Raw genomic sequence first — 15,904 nt, 5'->3', positions numbered from 1 at the left:
TTCCCCTCATTTCACGAGGCGGGCTTGAGTTTGGCGTCGTTGCCTACATTTCTCTCTTCTATGGAAACTTTTCACGGAACCACCATCGTCTGCGTGCGCCGCGAGACGCCGCAGGGTGTGCAGGTCGCCATCGGTGGCGATGGCCAGGTCACCCTGGGCAATGTCGTCGTCAAGGGCACGGCGCGCAAGGTGCGCAAGCTCTACCGCGACCAGGTGCTCGCCGGTTTTGCGGGCGCCACGGCCGATGCCTTCACCCTGTTCGAGCGGTTCGAGGCCAAGCTGGAAAAGCACCAGGGTCATCTGGTGCGCGCCGCCATCGAGCTGACGCGCGACTGGCGCACCGACCGCGTGCTGCGCCGCCTCGAAGCCATGCTGGCCGTGGGCGACCGCAGCGCGGCGCTGATCATCACCGGCAACGGCGATGTGCTGGAGCCCGAGCACGGCGTGGTGGCCATCGGCTCCGGTGGCGCCTACGCCCAGGCGGCCGCCCGGGCGCTGGTGCAGCACACCGCGCTCAGCGCCGAAGACGTGGTGCGGCAATCGCTGGCCATTGCGGGCGAGATCTGCATCTACACCAACATGAACCACACGGTGGAAGTGCTCTGACAGTCTGGGCGCGCGCCCGACGCCAGGCTTTGTGCGCACCGCCGACCCGGACCCGTACCGACGCTTCCCGAACCAGGCCCAACCCATGTCCTCCATGACCCCGCAGGAGATCGTCTCCGAACTCGACCGCCACATCATCGGCCAGCGGGGCGCCAAGCGTGCCGTGGCGATTGCGCTGCGCAATCGCTGGCGCCGCCAGCAGGTTGACGACAAGCTGCGGCCCGAGATCACGCCCAAGAACATCCTGATGATCGGCCCCACCGGCGTGGGCAAGACCGAGATCGCGCGCCGCCTGGCCCGGCTGGCCGACGCGCCTTTCATCAAGGTCGAAGCCACCAAGTACACCGAGGTGGGCTACGTGGGCAAGGATGTGGACGCCATCATCCGCGACCTGGCCGAGATCGCCGTCAAGCAGACGCGCGAGGCCGAGATGCGCAAGCAGCGCACGCGTGCCGAGGATGCGGCCGAGGAGCGCATCCTGGACGTGCTGGTGCCGCCGCCGCGCAGCGTGGGCTTCGAGCCCGCCGCCAGCACCGACAACACCGCGCGCCAGGCTTTTCGCAAGAAGCTGCGCGAAGGCCAGCTGGACGAGCGCGAGATCGAGATCGACCTCGCCGAGCCGCGCCCGACCATGGAAATCATGGGGCCGGCCGGCATGGAAGACATGGCCGAGCAGCTGCGCGGCATGTTCAGCCAGATGGGGCAGGACAAGCGCCGTGCCCGCAAGCTCAAGATCGCCGAGGCGATGAAGCTGCTGGTGGACGAAGAGGCGGGCAAGCTGGTCAACGAGGAAGAGATCAAGACGCTGGCGCTGCGCAACGCCGAGCAGAACGGCATCGTCTTCATCGACGAGATCGACAAGGTGGCCTCACGCGGTGGCGAAGGGGGCAACGCCGAGGTCTCGCGCCAGGGCGTGCAGCGCGACCTGCTGCCGCTGGTCGAAGGCACGACCGTGTCCACCAAGTACGGCATGGTCAAGACCGACCATATTCTGTTCATCGCCTCGGGCGCCTTCCACCTGTCCAAGCCCAGCGACCTGATTCCCGAGCTGCAAGGCCGCTTTCCGATCCGCGTCGAATTGCAGTCGCTGTCGGTGGAGGATTTCGAGGGCATCCTCAACCGCACCGACGCGAGTCTGGTGCGCCAGTACCAGGCGCTGCTGGCCACCGAGGGCGTGACGCTGGACTTCACGCCCGACGGCATCCGCCGCATGGCGCAGATCGCCTGCGATGTGAACGAGCGCACCGAGAACATCGGCGCGCGCCGCCTGGCCACGGTGATGGAGCACCTGCTGGACGAGGTGAGCTTCGGCGCCACGCGCCTGGAAGGGCAGACCGTCACGGTGGACGCCGCCTATGTGGACGGTCGCCTGGGCGAACTCAGCCGCAACGAGGACCTCTCGCGCTACATCCTCTGACCACGCGCTGACCCGCTCCAGACCGCGTGCCCCCGGCGCGCGGTTTTTTTATGGGCGTGCGTTGCGGAGGACTCGGCGGCGCGGGAACGTCGCACCCACCGCTCATCGGAGCGCGTGCGCCTGGTTACAAAGTCCTGTGGCCCGCGGGGTCTTCAAGCTTCACCTGCAGACCCCTTTGTAAGTGCTTGCTTTTGCTCAAATTTCCAGCACTGACTGGCTGCAGAGTCGGCGCTAAGTGGTTGATTTACAAGCAAAATTCCGAATGCGCGGACTTGAATGACCGTGTTTTCCTGATACAGTGGGAAAAAGTGCAATTAAGTGGTGAAAACTGCCTTCTAAGGGTCCCAAGCGGTGTTTCAGGGTGCGTCTTCTCTCAGTCTCGATGCCAAGGGGCGGCTGTCCGTGCCGACCCGGCACCGTGACGCCCTGGGCGCGACGGCGGGACAGCTGACCATCACCAAGCACCCGCACGGCTGCCTGATGATTTTCCCCCGGCTGGAGTGGGACCGTTTCCGCGAGCGCATCGCCGCGCTGCCCATGCAGGCCCAGTGGTGGAAGCGCATCTTCCTGGGCAACGCCATGGACCTGGAAATGGACGGTTCGGGCCGTGTGCTGGTCTCGCCCGAACTGCGCGCGGCCGCCGGCATCAGCAAGGACGCGGTGCTGCTGGGCATGGGTTCGTACCTGGAGCTGTGGGACGCCGCCACCTACCAGGCGCAAGAGGCCGAGGCCATGCAGGCCGAGATGCCCGACGTTTTCAAAGATTTTTCCTTCTGAGGATGCTGGTGCAAGACGCTTGGACCCATCAGACCGTCCTGCTGAGCGAGGCCGTGGACGCGCTCGCCCTCCAACCGGACGGTCACTATGTCGACGCCACCTTCGGGCGGGGCGGGCACTCGCGCCTGATCCTCTCGAAGCTGTCGGAGCGGGGGCGGCTGACGGCCTTCGACAAGGATCCACAAGCGGTGGCGGTGGCCCAGGAAATGGCGGCCCGCGATGGCCGCTTTTTCATAAGGCACGAAGGTTTCTGTCACCTCGGCGAGCTGGAGCCCGCCAGCGTGGATGGGGTGCTGATGGATCTGGGGGTGAGCTCGCCGCAGATCGACGACCCCGAGCGGGGTTTTTCTTTTCGTGGCGACGGCCCGCTGGACATGCGCATGGACACCACGCGCGGCCAGAGCGTTGCCCAGTGGCTGGAAACGGCCGAAGTTTCCACCCTCGCGGAGGTCATTCGTGAATACGGCGAAGAACGGTTTGCTCAACAGGTTGCAAAGGCGATTGATCGTCGCCGACAGGAACGGGGCCCTCTTCGAACCACCCGCGAGCTGGCCGAAGTCGTGGCTGGCGCGGTCAAAACCCGCGAGCCGGGCAAGGACCCTGCAACGCGCACATTTCAGGCTTTTCGGATTTTCATCAACGCCGAGCTTGAAGAGCTGCAACAAGCGCTAGAAGCGAGCCTGCAGGTGCTGCGTCCCGGGGGCCAGCTGGTGGTGATCAGCTTCCATTCGCTGGAAGACCGCATGGTCAAGCAGTTCATGGCGCGCCATTCGCGCGCTGTGGTGGACCGCCGCGTGCCGTTCGCCGAGCCGCGGCCCATGCCGCTGACCGGCGTGAGCCGGCTCATGCCGTCGGACGCCGAGGTGGCCGCCAACCCGCGCTCGCGCAGCGCGGTGATGCGGGTGGCCGAGCGCACGGGAGCGCCGGTATGAGCGCAGCGCAGGGCCGCCCCAAGCAAGCTCGCGCCCCCCTGGGGGGCAGCGAAGTACGCGCAGCGACGAGCGTGGGGGCTTTCGTGGCCGCCGCGCAGGGCCGCCCCAAGCAAGCTCGCGCCCCCCTGGGGGGCGGCGAAGTGCGCGCAGCGACGAGCGTGGGGGCTTTCGTGGCCGCAGCTCAGGGCCGTCCCCAGCAAGCTCGCGCCCCCATGGGGGGCAGCGAAGTACGCGCAGCGACGAGCGTGGGGGTCTGCCTATGATCCGGCTCAACCTCATGCTGCTCGTGGCCGTGCTGGTCAGCGCGTTCTACCTGGTGCACACCCAGTACGAATCGCGCCGCCTCTACACCGCCATCGACAAGGCGAACGCGCAGGCCAAGCGCCTGGCGACGGAGCACGAGCAGCTGCAGGTGCAAAAGCGCGAGCAGGCCACGTCGGCCCGGGTGCAACAGCTGGCCACGCGCGAGCTGCAGATGCGCCCGGTCAATCCCGGCATCACGCAGTACGTGACCGCCGGCACGTCCACGGTGCAGGAGGCTCGGCCATGAGCAACCCGCGCGCCGACCAGCGCCCCAGCCGCAGCATCAACTACAGCGCCAGCCCCCTGCTGGCGAGCAAGACGCCGGTCTGGCGCAGCAAGTTCATCGTCGCCGCGCTGGCGGTGGCGTTTGCCGGTCTGGCCGGACGCGCGGCCTACGTGCAGGTGTTCGGCAACGAATTCTTCCAGCGCCAGGGCGAGGTGCGCTTCGCCCGCACGCTGGAGCTGCCGGCCAACCGCGGCCGCATCCTCGACCGCAACGGCCTGCTGCTGGCCTCCAGCGTGGTGGCGCAGAGTATCTGGGCCATTCCGGAGGACGTGGACAAAAGCCACCCCAAGTTGCGCGATCTGGCCAGGCTGCTGGAGATGCCACTGCCCGAGCTGAAGAAGAAGCTGGCCAACGAGGACAAGACCTTCGTCTGGGTCAAGCGCCAGGTGGACGAGCCGGTGGCCAAGCAGATCGCTGCGCTGGACATCAAGGGCATCTACCAGCGCCGCGAATACAAGCGCGAGTACCCCGAGGGCGAGGCCGCCGCGCACGTGGTGGGCTTCACCAACGTGGAAGACCGCGGGCAGGAAGGCGTGGAGCTGGCCTTCAACAAACAGCTGGCCGGCAAGAACGGCTCGCGCCGCGTGATCAAGGACCGCCTGGGCCGCGTGGTGGAAGACGTGCGCGACGTGGTGCCGCCGGTGGACGGGCCGGACCTGCAACTGTCCATCGACAGCAAGGTGCAGTTCTTCGCCTACGAAAAACTGCGCGATGCGGTCAGGCTGCACAAGGCCAAGGGCGGCAGCGCGGTGGTGCTGGACGCGCAGACCGGCGAGGTGCTGGCGCTGGCCAACTACCCCAGCTACAACCCCAACAAGCGGGTCAACCTCAGCGGCGAGCAGCTGCGCAACCGGGCGCTCACCGACAGCTTCGAGCCCGGCTCGACCATGAAGCCCTTCATCGCCGCGCTGGCGCTGGAGAAGGGCATGGTCAAGCCGAGCACGCCGATCCAGACCGCGCCGGGGCGCATCACCATCGGCGGCTCGACCATCAGCGACTCGCACCCGCACGGTGTGCTGACGGTGGCCGAGGTGATCAAGGTGTCCAGCAACGTCGGCACCGTCAAGATGGCGATGCAGATGAGCCCGCGCGAGATGTGGGAGACCTACGCCCAGGCCGGCTTCGGCCAGAAGCCGCACCTGCCTTTCCCGGGGGCGGTCAGCGGGCGTCTGCGTCCGTATAAGAGCTGGCGGCCGATCGAGCAGGCCACCATGAGCTACGGCTACGGCCTGTCGGCCTCGCTGTTCCAGTTGGCGCAGGCCTACACCATCTTTGCGCGCGACGGCGAGCTGATCCCGATCTCCCTGCTCAAGAACGACGCGCCGGCCACGGGGGTGCACGTGTTCGGTGCGGCCAACGCGGTGGCGGTGCGCCAGATGCTGGCGCTGGCCACCGGCCCTGGCGGCACCGCGCCCAAGGCGCAGACCATCGGGTATTCGGTCGGCGGCAAGACCGGCACGGCGCACAAGCAGGAAGGCAAGGGCTATTCCGGCAACAAGTACCGCAGCTGGTTCGTGGGCATCGCGCCCATCGAGCAACCGCGCATCGTGGTGGCGGTGATGGTGGACGAACCCAACAACGGCGTGTACTTCGGCGGCCTGGTGGCCGCACCGGTGTTCAGCGAAACGGTGCAGCAGACGCTGCGCGTGCTGGGCGTGCAGCCGGACATGAACGTCAAGCCGCAGATCCTCACCGAAACCGTGGAGGAGTCTTTCTGATATGAAGCACCCCCTGCGCCGCTTCGCGTCTCCCCCCTCCAGGGGGGCGGCACTGGCCGTCCGGCAAAGCCCGCCCGGCGGTGCCTCTGGTATGGCGCCTCGTGCGTCGCGGGTCGCGCGAGGCGTGGTGGAGCCATTGGCATGACCCACGTTCTGAGCACTCCCCAGGCCGTGGCCGACTGGTTGCGCGAGCGTGTGACCGGTGCGTTGCAGTGCGACAGCCGCAAGGTCGGCGCGGGTGACGCCTTCGTGGCCTGGCCGGGCGCCGCGACCGATGGCCGCCGCTACGTGGCCGCCGCGCTGCAGGCCGGCGCCGTGGCGGCGCTGGTGGAGCGCGACGGCGTCGAGGCCTTCGGCTTCAGCGATGAGCGCATCCTGGCCGTGCCGGGGCTCAAGCAGTTGGCCGGCCCCATCGCCAGCGCCTACCAACGCGACCCCTCGCGCGAACTGGATGTGGTGGCCTTCACCGGCACCAACGGCAAAACCTCCAGCGCGTGGTGGATGGCCCAGCTGCTGTCGGCGGTGCAGCGCCCCTGCGCGGTGGTCGGCACCCTGGGCATCGGCCTGCCGCCGCAGGCGGGGCGCGCATCGACCATCGTCTCCACCGGCCTGACCACGCCCGACCCGGTGCTGCTGCAGGCGCGCCTGCGCGCGCTGGTGGACGAGGGCGTCAAGGCCTGCGCCATCGAGGCCTCGTCCATCGGCATCATCGAAGGGCGCCTGAACGCCACCCACCTCCGCGTGGCGGTGTTCACCAACTTCACCCAGGACCACCTGGACTTCCACGGCAGCATGGCCGACTACTGGACCGCCAAGGCCGCGCTGTTCGACTGGCCCGGCCTGCAGGCCGCGGTGGTGAACGTGGACGACGCGCGTGGCGCGGCGCTCGCGTCCGAACTGGCGGCGCGGCCGCTGGATCTGTGGACCGTGGGCATCGAACCCGCGCCGCAGCGCGCACCGGCCCGCCTGTTTGCGCGCGACATCGGCTTCACCCACAGCGGCATGCGCCTGACGGTGGGCGAACGCGACGCGTCCGGCAAGACAACGCACAGCCACACACTGAGCCTGCCGCTGGTGGGGCGCTACAACGTGTCCAACCTGCTGGGCGTGCTGGCTTCGGCGCGCGCGCTGGGCGTGCCCCTGGCCGACGCGGTGCAGGCTTGCGCCGCGCTCAGCCCGGTGCCCGGCCGCATGCAGCAGGTGCCGGCCACGGGCGATCAGCCGCTGGTGCTGGTGGACTACGCCCACACACCCGACGCGCTGGAAAAAGCCCTGCACGCGCTGCAGCCCCTGGCGCGCGAGCGCGGCGGCGCGCTGTGGTGCGTGATCGGCTGTGGCGGCGACCGGGACGCCAGCAAACGCCCGCTGATGGCCGCCGTGGCCGAGCGCGAGGCGCAGCACCCGGTGCTGACCAGCGACAACCCGCGCAGCGAAGACCCGCTGGCCATCCTGGCGCAGATGCGTGCCGGTCTGGCGCAGCCCGGCGCTGCGCTCATCGAACCCGACCGCGCCGCCGCCATCGCGCGCGCCGTGCAGGGCGCTGCCGCGCACGACGTGGTGCTGATCGCCGGCAAGGGGCACGAGGACTACCAGGACATCATGGGTGTGAAGAAACCGTTTTCCGACCTGGAGCAGGCGCATGCCGCGCTGCAGGCCCGTGGCACCGACAGCGGAGGGGCGGCATGAAGACCGTGGCCCAGTTGCTGCCCCTGCTGACCGGCGCCCGCGTGGTGGGCGACCGGTCGGCCGCTGCCGCCGTCGCGCGCGTGCACACCGACACCCGCAGCCTGCAGGCGGGTGACCTGTTCGTCGCCCTCAAGGGTGAGCGTTTTGATGCCCACGACTTTTTGCCGCAGGCGCGCGCCGCGGGCGCCGTGGCCGCCATCGCCCACCAGGGCCTGGCCGCCGCCGGTCTGCCCGGCGTCGAGGTGCCCGACACCCGCCTGGCCCTGGGCGAACTGGCCCGGTTGTGGCGCGAACAGTTCGACCTGCCACTGATCGCCGTGACCGGGAGCAACGGCAAGACCACGGTGACGCAGATGATCGCGTCCATCCTGCGCGCGGCCGCGGGCGACGCGGCCCACGCCACCCAGGGCAACCTGAACAACGACATCGGCGTGCCCATGACGCTGCTGCGCCTGCGCGCCGCCCACCGCCTCTCGGTGGTCGAGCTGGGCATGAACCACCCGGGCGAGATCGGATACATCGCCGCGCTGACCCAGCCCACCGTGGCGCTGGTGAACAACGCGCAGCGCGAACACCAGGAGTTCATGGGCACGGTCGAGGCCGTGGCGCGCGAGAACGGCGCCGTCATCGCGGCCCTGCGCAGCGGCGGCACGGCGGTGTTCCCGAGCGACGACGAACACAGCTTCGTCTGGCGCGAACTCGCCCAGGGCCGCCTGGTGTTGACGTTCAGCGACACCGACCCCGCCGCCGATGTGCGCGCCCTCGGCGCCGACTGGACCGATGGCGTCTGGGCGCTGCGCTTCACCTCGCCCGCTGGCGAACAGACCTGCCGCCTGCGCATCGCCGGCCGCCACAACGTGCGCAACGCATTGGCCGCCGCGGCCTGCGCCCTGGCCGCGGGCGTGTCGCTGGCCGACATCGGGCGCGGGCTCGACGCCTTCGAGCCCGTCGGTGGACGTTCGCGTGCGCTGGCCGTGGCGCTGGCCGACCGCCGGCTCACCCTGATCGACGACAGCTACAACGCCAACCCCGACTCGGTGGTGGCCGCCATCCGCGTGCTGGCCGAACTGCCCGCGCCGCGCTGGCTGGTGCTGGGCGACATGGGCGAGGTCGGCGAACAGGGACTGGCCTTCCACCTGGAGGTGCTGCGCCAGGCACAGGCCAGCGGCATCGACGCCGTGCACTGCGCCGGCGACTGGATGCGCCAGGCCTGCGAGGCCCTGCGCGCCGCGCGCGAACCGGTGCCCGTGCATTGGGCGGACGTCGACGCGCTGGCGGCCCACCTGGCCGGGCGCGTGCCGGCCGACGCCGTGCGCAGCGTGCTGGTCAAGGGCTCGCGTTTCATGCGCATGGAGCGCGTGGTGCAGGCCCTGCAGGCGCTGGCCGTGACCCCCTCACCACCAGAACAACAGAAAGATTCCTCGCATGCTGCTTAGTCTGGCGCAATGGTTGCAAAGCCTGGGACCCGAGTTCGGGTTCCTGCGCGTGTTCCAGTACCTCACCTTCCGTGCGGTGATGGCCGCCATGACCGCGCTCATCGTCGGCCTGGTGGCCGGGCCGTACTTCATCCGCCGGCTGGCCGCGCTCAAGATCGGCCAGCCGATCCGCGAATACGCGATGCAGACCCACATCAGCAAGGGCGGCACCCCCACCATGGGCGGCGTGCTGATCCTGTTCGCGATTTCGCTGTCCACCCTGCTGTGGTTCGACTGGTCCAACCGCTTCACCTGGATCGTGCTGCTGGTCACGCTGGGCTTTGGCGCCGTCGGCTGGGTGGACGACTGGCGCAAGGTGGTCAACAAGGACCCCGAAGGCATGCGCTCGCGCGAGAAGTATTTCTGGCAGTCGGTCATCGGCCTGCTGGCGGCCTTCTACCTGGCTTTCAGCGTGGCCGAGACCAGCAACCTGCGCGTGATCAAGCTGTTCTTCGACTGGGTGACCTCGGGCTTCACGCTCGAACTGCCGCCGCGCGCCGGCCTCATGGTGCCTTTCTTCAAAGAAGTGGCCTACCCGCTGGGCGTGTTCGGCTTCGTGGTCATGACCTACCTGGTCATCGTCGGCGCCAGCAATGCGGTCAACCTGACCGACGGCCTGGACGGCCTGGCCATCATGCCGGTGGTCATGGTCGGTTCGGCGCTCGGCGTGTTCGCCTACGTCACCGGCAGTTCGGTGTTCTCGCGCTACCTGCTGCTGCCGCACATCCCGGGGGCCGGTGAATTGCTGATCTTCTGCGCCGCCATGGCCGGTGCCGGTCTGGCCTTTCTGTGGTTCAACGCCCACCCGGCCCAGGTCTTCATGGGCGACGTGGGCGCGCTCGCGCTCGGTGGCGCACTGGGCACCATCGCCGTCATCGTGCGCCAGGAAATCGTGCTCGCCATCATGGGCGGCATCTTCGTGGTCGAGGCCCTGTCGGTGATGCTGCAGGTCAGCTGGTTCAAGTACACCAAAAAGAAGTTCGGCCAGGGCCGCCGCCTGTTCCACATGGCGCCGCTGCACCACCACTTCGAGAAGAAGGGCTGGAAAGAGACCCAGGTCGTGGTCCGCTTCTGGATCATCACCATGCTGCTGTGCCTGATCGGCCTGTCCACGCTGAAGTTGCGCTGAACCTGCCATGAAGCAGCTCCAAGACCAACACGTCCTCATCCTCGGGCTCGGCATTTCCGGCCTGTCGATGGCGCGCTGGTGCGTGCGCCACGGCGCGGTCGTGACCGTGGCCGACACGCGCGAGAACCCGCCCTCGCTGGCCGCGCTGCGCGCCGAATGCCCGCAGGCGGCGTTTGTGGCCGCCCCGTTCGACGACGGCCTGCTCGCGCGTGGCCAGTGGGCCGTGATCGGCCGCAGCCCCGGCCTGCCGCCCGAGCAGCTGGCCGCGGCCCGCGCCTGGGCGCAGCAGCACGGCGCCGCCTGGGTGGGCGAGCTGGACCTGTTCGCCCAGGCCCTGCAAGACCTGTCGCAGCGCGAGCTGCTGCCCTACCAGCCGCAGGTGCTGGCCATCACCGGCACCAACGGCAAGACCACCGTGACCTCGCTGACCGGCCTGCTGCTGCAGCGCGCCGGCCTGCGCGTGGCGGTGGCCGGCAACATCGGCCCGGCCCTGCTGGACGTGCTGGGTGCGGCGCTGGACGAAGAGGTCCGCGGCAACGCCGAAGACGCGGAGAAGGCCGCGGCAGAAGCCGCCGAACAAGCTGCCAGCGAGGCGGCTGCCCCTGCGGTGGTGGACGAGGCGCCCGCCGCGCCGACGCCCGGCGAAGCCGATGCGGGCGATGCCCAGGGCGAGCTGCTGCCGGTCGACGAAGATGAAACCCCGCCGCCGGCGGACGAAGACGGCGATGCGCCGACCCTGATCGCCCCGCCGCCGCCGGCCCCGCCGCTGCCGCCGCACCTGCCCCAGGCCTGGGTGCTGGAACTCTCCAGCTTCCAGCTCGACGGCACGGCCGGTGGCGCCTGGGACGGCGTGCCCACCGCGGCCACGGTGCTCAACATCACCGAAGACCACATCGACTGGCACGGTTCCATGGCCGCCTACGCGCAGGCCAAGGCCGCGGTGTTCGGCGCCCAGGCGCTGATGCTGCTCAACCGCGAAGACCCGCTGGTGTCGGCCATGCGACCGGCCAACGTGACGGTCAAGATCGGCGGCCGCAACCGCCAGCGCCCGTCCCGCCCCTTCGCCACCTTCGGTCTGGACCAGCCGACCCGGCCGGGCGACTGGGGCCTGGAAACCGTCAACGGCATGACCTGGCTGGTGCGCGCCCTGGCGCTGGACGAAACCCGCCAGCGCGGCCGCAAGGCCGACGAGGAAGAAGAGATCTACTTCCAGCGCCTGATGCCGGCCGACGCGCTGCGCATCCGCGGCCGCCACAACGCCGCCAACGCCCTGTCCGCGCTGGCCCTGGCCACCTCCACCGGCGCGCCGCTGGCGCCCATGCTGCACGGCCTGCGCGACTACCGGGGCGAGCCGCACCGCGTCGAACCGGTGGCCATCGTCAACGAGGTCGAGTACTTCGACGACAGCAAGGGCACCAACGTGGGCGCCACGCTGGCCGCCGTGCGCGGCCTGGGGGCCGACCGCAAGCTGGTCGTCATCCTCGGCGGCGACGGCAAGGGCCAGGACTTTTCGCCGCTGGCCGAACCGCTGGCTGCGCACGCCCGCGCCGCGGTGCTGATCGGCCGCGACGCGGCGCGCATCCGCGAACAGGTGCAGGCCGCCACCGAGCGGGCCGGCGTGCCGCTGCTGGACGCCGCGACCCTGCCCGAAGCGGTGCGCGCCTGCGCCGCCGCCGCCCGGCCGGGCGATGCGGTGCTGCTCTCGCCCGCCTGCGCCAGCCTGGACATGTTCCGCGACTACAAGCACCGCGCCGACGTCTTCGTCGACGCCGTGCGCGAACTGGCGGCCGAACACGGCGCCGATCTGGAGGGCACGTTGTGAAGGCCCGCCTGCAGTCCCTGCTGACCCGCCTGCGCGCCCTGGTGCCCGGCGGTGAGCTGGCGGGCGCCGGTGCCGACGGCCTGCCGGTGCGCCTGTCCAGCCGCAGCTACGCCGGCACGCGCAACGTGGCCGTGCGCGAACTCGGGTTCGACCAGCCGCTGCTGTGGGTCGTGGTCACGCTGCTGGCCTGGGGCCTGGTGATGGTGTATTCGGCCTCCATCGCGCTGCCGGACAACCCGCGCTTTGGCAACTACGCGCAGACGCACTTCGTGGTGCGGCACGCCATGTCCACGGTGATCGGCGTCGGCGCCGCCTTCATCGCCTTCCAGCTGCCGCTGCGCACCTGGGAGAAGCTCGCGCCCTGGCTGTTCGCCGGCGCGCTGCTGCTGCTGGTGCTGGTGCTCATCCCCTTCATCGGCAAGGGCGTCAACGGCGCGCGCCGCTGGATCCCGCTGGGCATCATGAACTTCCAGCCGTCCGAACTGGGCAAGCTGGCCGTGTTGCTCTACGCCGCCGATTACATGGTGCGCAAGATGGAGGTCAAGGAGCGGTTCTTCCGCGCGGTCGCCCCGATGGCGGTGGCCGTGGGCGTGGTCGGCATGCTGCTGCTGGCCGAGCCCGACATGGGCGCTTTCATGGTGATCGTGGTGATCGCCATGGGCATCCTGTTCCTGGGGGGCGTGAACGCGCGCATGTTCTTCCTCATGGCGCTGGTGGTGGTGGCGGCGTTTGCGCTGATGGTCATGACCAGCGAGTTCCGCCGCCAGCGCGTGTTTGCTTACCTCGACCCGTGGAGCGAAGAGCACGCCCTGGGCAAGGGCTACCAGCTCTCGCACGCGCTGATCGCCATCGGCCGCGGCGAGATCTTCGGCGTCGGCCTGGGCGGCAGCGTGGAGAAGCTGCACTGGCTGCCCGAGGCGCACACCGACTTCCTGCTCTCGGTCATCGGCGAAGAGTTCGGCCTGATCGGCGTGCTGACGCTGATCGCGCTGTTCCTGTGGGTGACGCGCCGCATCATGCACATCGGCCGCCAGGCCATCGCGCTGGACCAGGTGTTTGCCGGTCTGGTCGCGCAGGGCGTGGGCCTGTGGATGGGCTTTCAGGCCTTCATCAACATCGGCGTGAACCTGGGCGCGCTGCCCACCAAGGGCCTGACCCTGCCGCTGATGAGCTACGGCGGCTCGGCCATCCTGCTCAACCTGATCGCGATCGCGATCGTGTTGAGAGTGGATTACGAGAACCGCCAGCTGATGAAAGGCGGTAGGTCATGAGCAAGGCCCCTTGCGCCCTCATCATGGCTGGCGGCACCGGCGGCCATATCTTCCCGGGTCTGGCCGTGGCCGAAGCCCTGCGCGAGCGCGGCTGGCGCGTGCACTGGCTGGGCGCGCCCGGCAGCATGGAAAGCCGCCTGGTGCCGCCGCGCGGTTTCGCGCTGGAGACCATCGACTTCGGCGGCGTGCGCGGCAAGGGCCTCAAGACCCTGGTGCTGCTGCCGCTGCGCCTGCTCAAGGCCTTCTGGCAGGCTTTGCAGGTGGTGCGCCGCGTGCGGCCCGACGTGCTGGTCGGCCTGGGCGGCTACATCACCTTCCCCGGCGGCATGATGGGCACGCTGGCCGGCAAGCCGCTGGTGCTGCACGAGCAGAACTCGGTCGCCGGCATGGCCAACAAGGTGCTGGCCGGCATCGCCGACCGCGTGTTCACCGCCTTCCCGGCCGTGTTCAAGAAGGCCGAGTGGGTGGGCAACCCGCTGCGCGCCGAGTTCCTGCGCCAGGGCGCGCCGGCCGAGCGTTTCGCCGGCCGCAGCGGCCCGCTGCGTCTGCTGGTGGTGGGCGGCAGCCTGGGCGCCAAGGCGCTCAACGACACGGTGCCGCAGGCGCTGGCGCTGATCCCGGCCGAGCAGCGCCCGCAGGTGATCCACCAGAGCGGCGAAAAGCAGATCGACGCGCTGCGCGCCAACTACGCGGCGGCCGGTGTCGAGGCGACGCTGACCCCGTTCATCGACGACACCGCCAAAGCCTTTGCCGAGGCCGACCTGGTCATCGGCCGCGCCGGCGCCAGTACCGTGACCGAGATCGCCGCCGTGGGCGCGGCCGCGCTGTTCGTGCCCTTCCCACACGCGGTGGACGACCACCAGACCACCAACGCCCGCTTCCTGGTGGACGCCGGTGGCGCCTGGCTGGTGCCGCAACCCGAATTCACGCCGACCGCGCTGGCGCAGCGCCTGCAGAGCCTGCAGCGCGGGCAACTGATGGACATGGCCCAGAAGGCCCAGCACATGAAAAAAACCGACGCCGTGGCGGCCGTGGTGACCGCCTGCGAGCAACTCGCGAAAGTGACAACAGCATGAAGCACGCCATTCGCCATATCCACTTCGTCGGCATCGGCGGCTCGGGCATGAGCGGCATCGCCGAGGTGCTGCTCAACCAGGGCTACGTGGTCTCGGGCTCGGACCTGGGCGAGAACGCCGCCACCCGACGCCTGGTGCAGTTCGGTGCGACGGTGCACAAGGGCCACGACGCGGCGTTCATCGCCGGCGCCGACGCCATCGTCACCTCCACCGCGGTCAAGGAAGACAACCCCGAGGTGGTGGCCGCGCACGCCAAGCTGGTGCCGGTGGTGCCACGCGCCATCATGCTGGCCGAGCTGATGCGCATGAAAAAGGGCATCGCCATCGCCGGCACGCACGGCAAGACGACCACCACCAGCCTGGTGGCCAGCGTGCTGGCCGCCGCGAACCTGGACCCGACCTTCGTGATCGGCGGCCGCCTGAACAGCGCCGGCGCCAACGCGCAGCTGGGCTCGGGCGAGTACATCGTGGTCGAGGCCGACGAGTCGGACGCCTCCTTCCTGAACCTGCTGCCGGTGCTGTCGGTCGTCACCAACATCGACGCCGACCACATGGACACCTACGGCCACGACTTCGGCAAGCTCAAGTCGGCCTTTGTGGACTTCCTGCACAAGATGCCGTTCTATGGCGCCGCCGTGGTGTGTGTGGACGACCCGGCGATCCGCGAGATCCTGCCGCAGATCGCGCGCCCCATCACCAGCTACGGCGTGAGCGAGGACGCGCAGATCCGCGCCCTGAACGTGCGCCCCGTGGGCGGCCAAATGCACTTCACCGTGCAGCGTCGCAACGGCGAGGTGCTGCCCGACCTGGACGTGGTGCTCAACCTGCCGGGCCACCACAACGTGCTCAACGCGCTGGCGGCCATCGGCATCGCGGTCGAGATCGGCATGCCCGATGCCGCCCTGCTGCAGGCGCTGGCCGAATTCAAGGGTGTGGGCCGGCGCTTCCAGCGCTATGGCGATGCCGCGCTGCCGGCGGGCGGTGTGGTCACGCTGGTCGACGACTACGGCCACCACCCGGTGGAAATGGCGGCCACGCTGGCCGCGGCGCGCGGCGCTTTCCCGGGCCGCCGCCTGGTGCTGGCCTTCCAGCCGCACCGCTACAGCCGCACGCGCGACTGTTTTGAAGATTTCGTGAAGGTGATCGGCCACGCCGACGCCGTGCTGCTGGCCGAGGTGTACGCCGCCGGCGAAGCGCCCATCGTCGCGGCCGACGGCCGGGCGCTGACGCGGGCGCTGCGCGTGGCCGGCAAGGTCGAACCGGTGTTCGTGGACGACATCGCCGCCATGCCGCAGGCGGTGCTGGACAACGCCCGCGACGGCGACGTGGTGCTGTGCATGGGCGCCGGCTCCATCGGCGCGGTGGCGGGGCAGGTGGTTGAACTGGCCAACCAGGCCAAGGCTTGA

At 69.5% G+C, this 15,904-nt stretch carries 13 protein-coding genes; all 13 read left to right on the top strand.

Annotated features, from left to right (window positions below; translation table 11 throughout):
* Positions 1-60 precede the first annotated feature (60 nt).
* The 13 genes from hslV (at position 61) to murC (ending at position 15,904) form a co-directional block, all read left to right on the top strand.
* A complete protein-coding gene (gene hslV / locus RMP09_RS08445) occupies positions 61-606 on the top strand; it encodes an ATP-dependent protease subunit HslV (RefSeq protein ID WP_310565536.1) in 546 nt (181 codons plus the stop codon).
* Between the two features lie 85 nt (positions 607-691).
* Positions 692-2,023 carry an ATP-dependent protease ATPase subunit HslU gene (hslU, locus tag RMP09_RS08440; protein ID WP_310565535.1) on the top strand — a complete coding sequence of 444 codons (1,332 nt, stop codon included), beginning with the start codon at positions 692-694 and terminating at the stop codon, positions 2,021-2,023.
* A gap of 351 nt (positions 2,024-2,374) precedes the next feature.
* Positions 2,375-2,800: a division/cell wall cluster transcriptional repressor MraZ gene (mraZ, locus tag RMP09_RS08435; protein ID WP_310565534.1), complete on the top strand. Its 426-nt coding sequence runs from the start codon at positions 2,375-2,377 to the stop codon at positions 2,798-2,800.
* A 2-nt stretch (positions 2,801-2,802) separates the two neighbouring features.
* Positions 2,803-3,732 (top strand): 16S rRNA (cytosine(1402)-N(4))-methyltransferase RsmH, encoded by a 930-nt coding sequence (gene rsmH / locus RMP09_RS08430; protein WP_310565533.1) that lies wholly within the window; start codon positions 2,803-2,805, stop codon positions 3,730-3,732.
* 259 nt (positions 3,733-3,991) lie between these two features.
* A complete protein-coding gene (gene ftsL, locus RMP09_RS08425; RefSeq protein WP_310565532.1) occupies positions 3,992-4,282 on the top strand; it encodes a cell division protein FtsL in 291 nt (96 codons plus the stop codon).
* Entirely contained in the window at positions 4,279-6,039 is a 1,761-nt protein-coding gene (locus RMP09_RS08420; protein WP_310565531.1) for a penicillin-binding protein 2, read from the top strand. The genes ftsL and RMP09_RS08420 overlap by 4 nt, the downstream gene beginning before the upstream one ends.
* A gap of 141 nt (positions 6,040-6,180) precedes the next feature.
* Positions 6,181-7,725 (top strand): UDP-N-acetylmuramoyl-L-alanyl-D-glutamate--2,6-diaminopimelate ligase, encoded by a 1,545-nt coding sequence (locus tag RMP09_RS08415; RefSeq protein WP_310565530.1) that lies wholly within the window; start codon positions 6,181-6,183, stop codon positions 7,723-7,725.
* Positions 7,722-9,161: a UDP-N-acetylmuramoyl-tripeptide--D-alanyl-D-alanine ligase gene (gene murF, locus RMP09_RS08410; RefSeq protein WP_310565529.1), complete on the top strand. Its 1,440-nt coding sequence runs from the start codon at positions 7,722-7,724 to the stop codon at positions 9,159-9,161. Before RMP09_RS08415 ends, murF begins: the two co-directional genes overlap by 4 nt.
* Positions 9,151-10,329 carry a phospho-N-acetylmuramoyl-pentapeptide-transferase gene (gene mraY / locus RMP09_RS08405; protein ID WP_310565528.1) on the top strand — a complete coding sequence of 393 codons (1,179 nt, stop codon included), beginning with the start codon at positions 9,151-9,153 and terminating at the stop codon, positions 10,327-10,329. The genes murF and mraY overlap by 11 nt, the downstream gene beginning before the upstream one ends.
* Before the next feature lie 7 nt (positions 10,330-10,336).
* Positions 10,337-12,151 (top strand): UDP-N-acetylmuramoyl-L-alanine--D-glutamate ligase, encoded by a 1,815-nt coding sequence (murD, locus tag RMP09_RS08400; protein ID WP_310565527.1) that lies wholly within the window; start codon positions 10,337-10,339, stop codon positions 12,149-12,151.
* A gap of 20 nt (positions 12,152-12,171) precedes the next feature.
* On the top strand, positions 12,172-13,422 hold the full coding sequence (gene ftsW, locus RMP09_RS08395) for a putative lipid II flippase FtsW (protein ID WP_409559702.1): 1,251 nt from the start codon (positions 12,172-12,174) through the stop codon (positions 13,420-13,422).
* The gene (gene murG / locus RMP09_RS08390) at positions 13,419-14,498 is read left to right on the top strand and encodes an undecaprenyldiphospho-muramoylpentapeptide beta-N-acetylglucosaminyltransferase (RefSeq protein ID WP_310565526.1); all 1,080 of its coding nucleotides are present in this window, start codon (positions 13,419-13,421) and stop codon (positions 14,496-14,498) included. Before ftsW ends, murG begins: the two co-directional genes overlap by 4 nt.
* Positions 14,495-15,904, top strand: coding sequence for a UDP-N-acetylmuramate--L-alanine ligase (gene murC, locus RMP09_RS08385; RefSeq protein ID WP_310565525.1), 1,410 nt, complete (start codon positions 14,495-14,497; stop codon positions 15,902-15,904). The genes murG and murC overlap by 4 nt, the downstream gene beginning before the upstream one ends.

This window comes from Hydrogenophaga sp. (assembly GCF_031426985.1).
Lineage (GTDB): Bacteria > Pseudomonadota > Gammaproteobacteria > Burkholderiales > Burkholderiaceae_C > Hydrogenophaga.
This window is presented reverse-complemented; position numbering and strand designations above follow the sequence as displayed.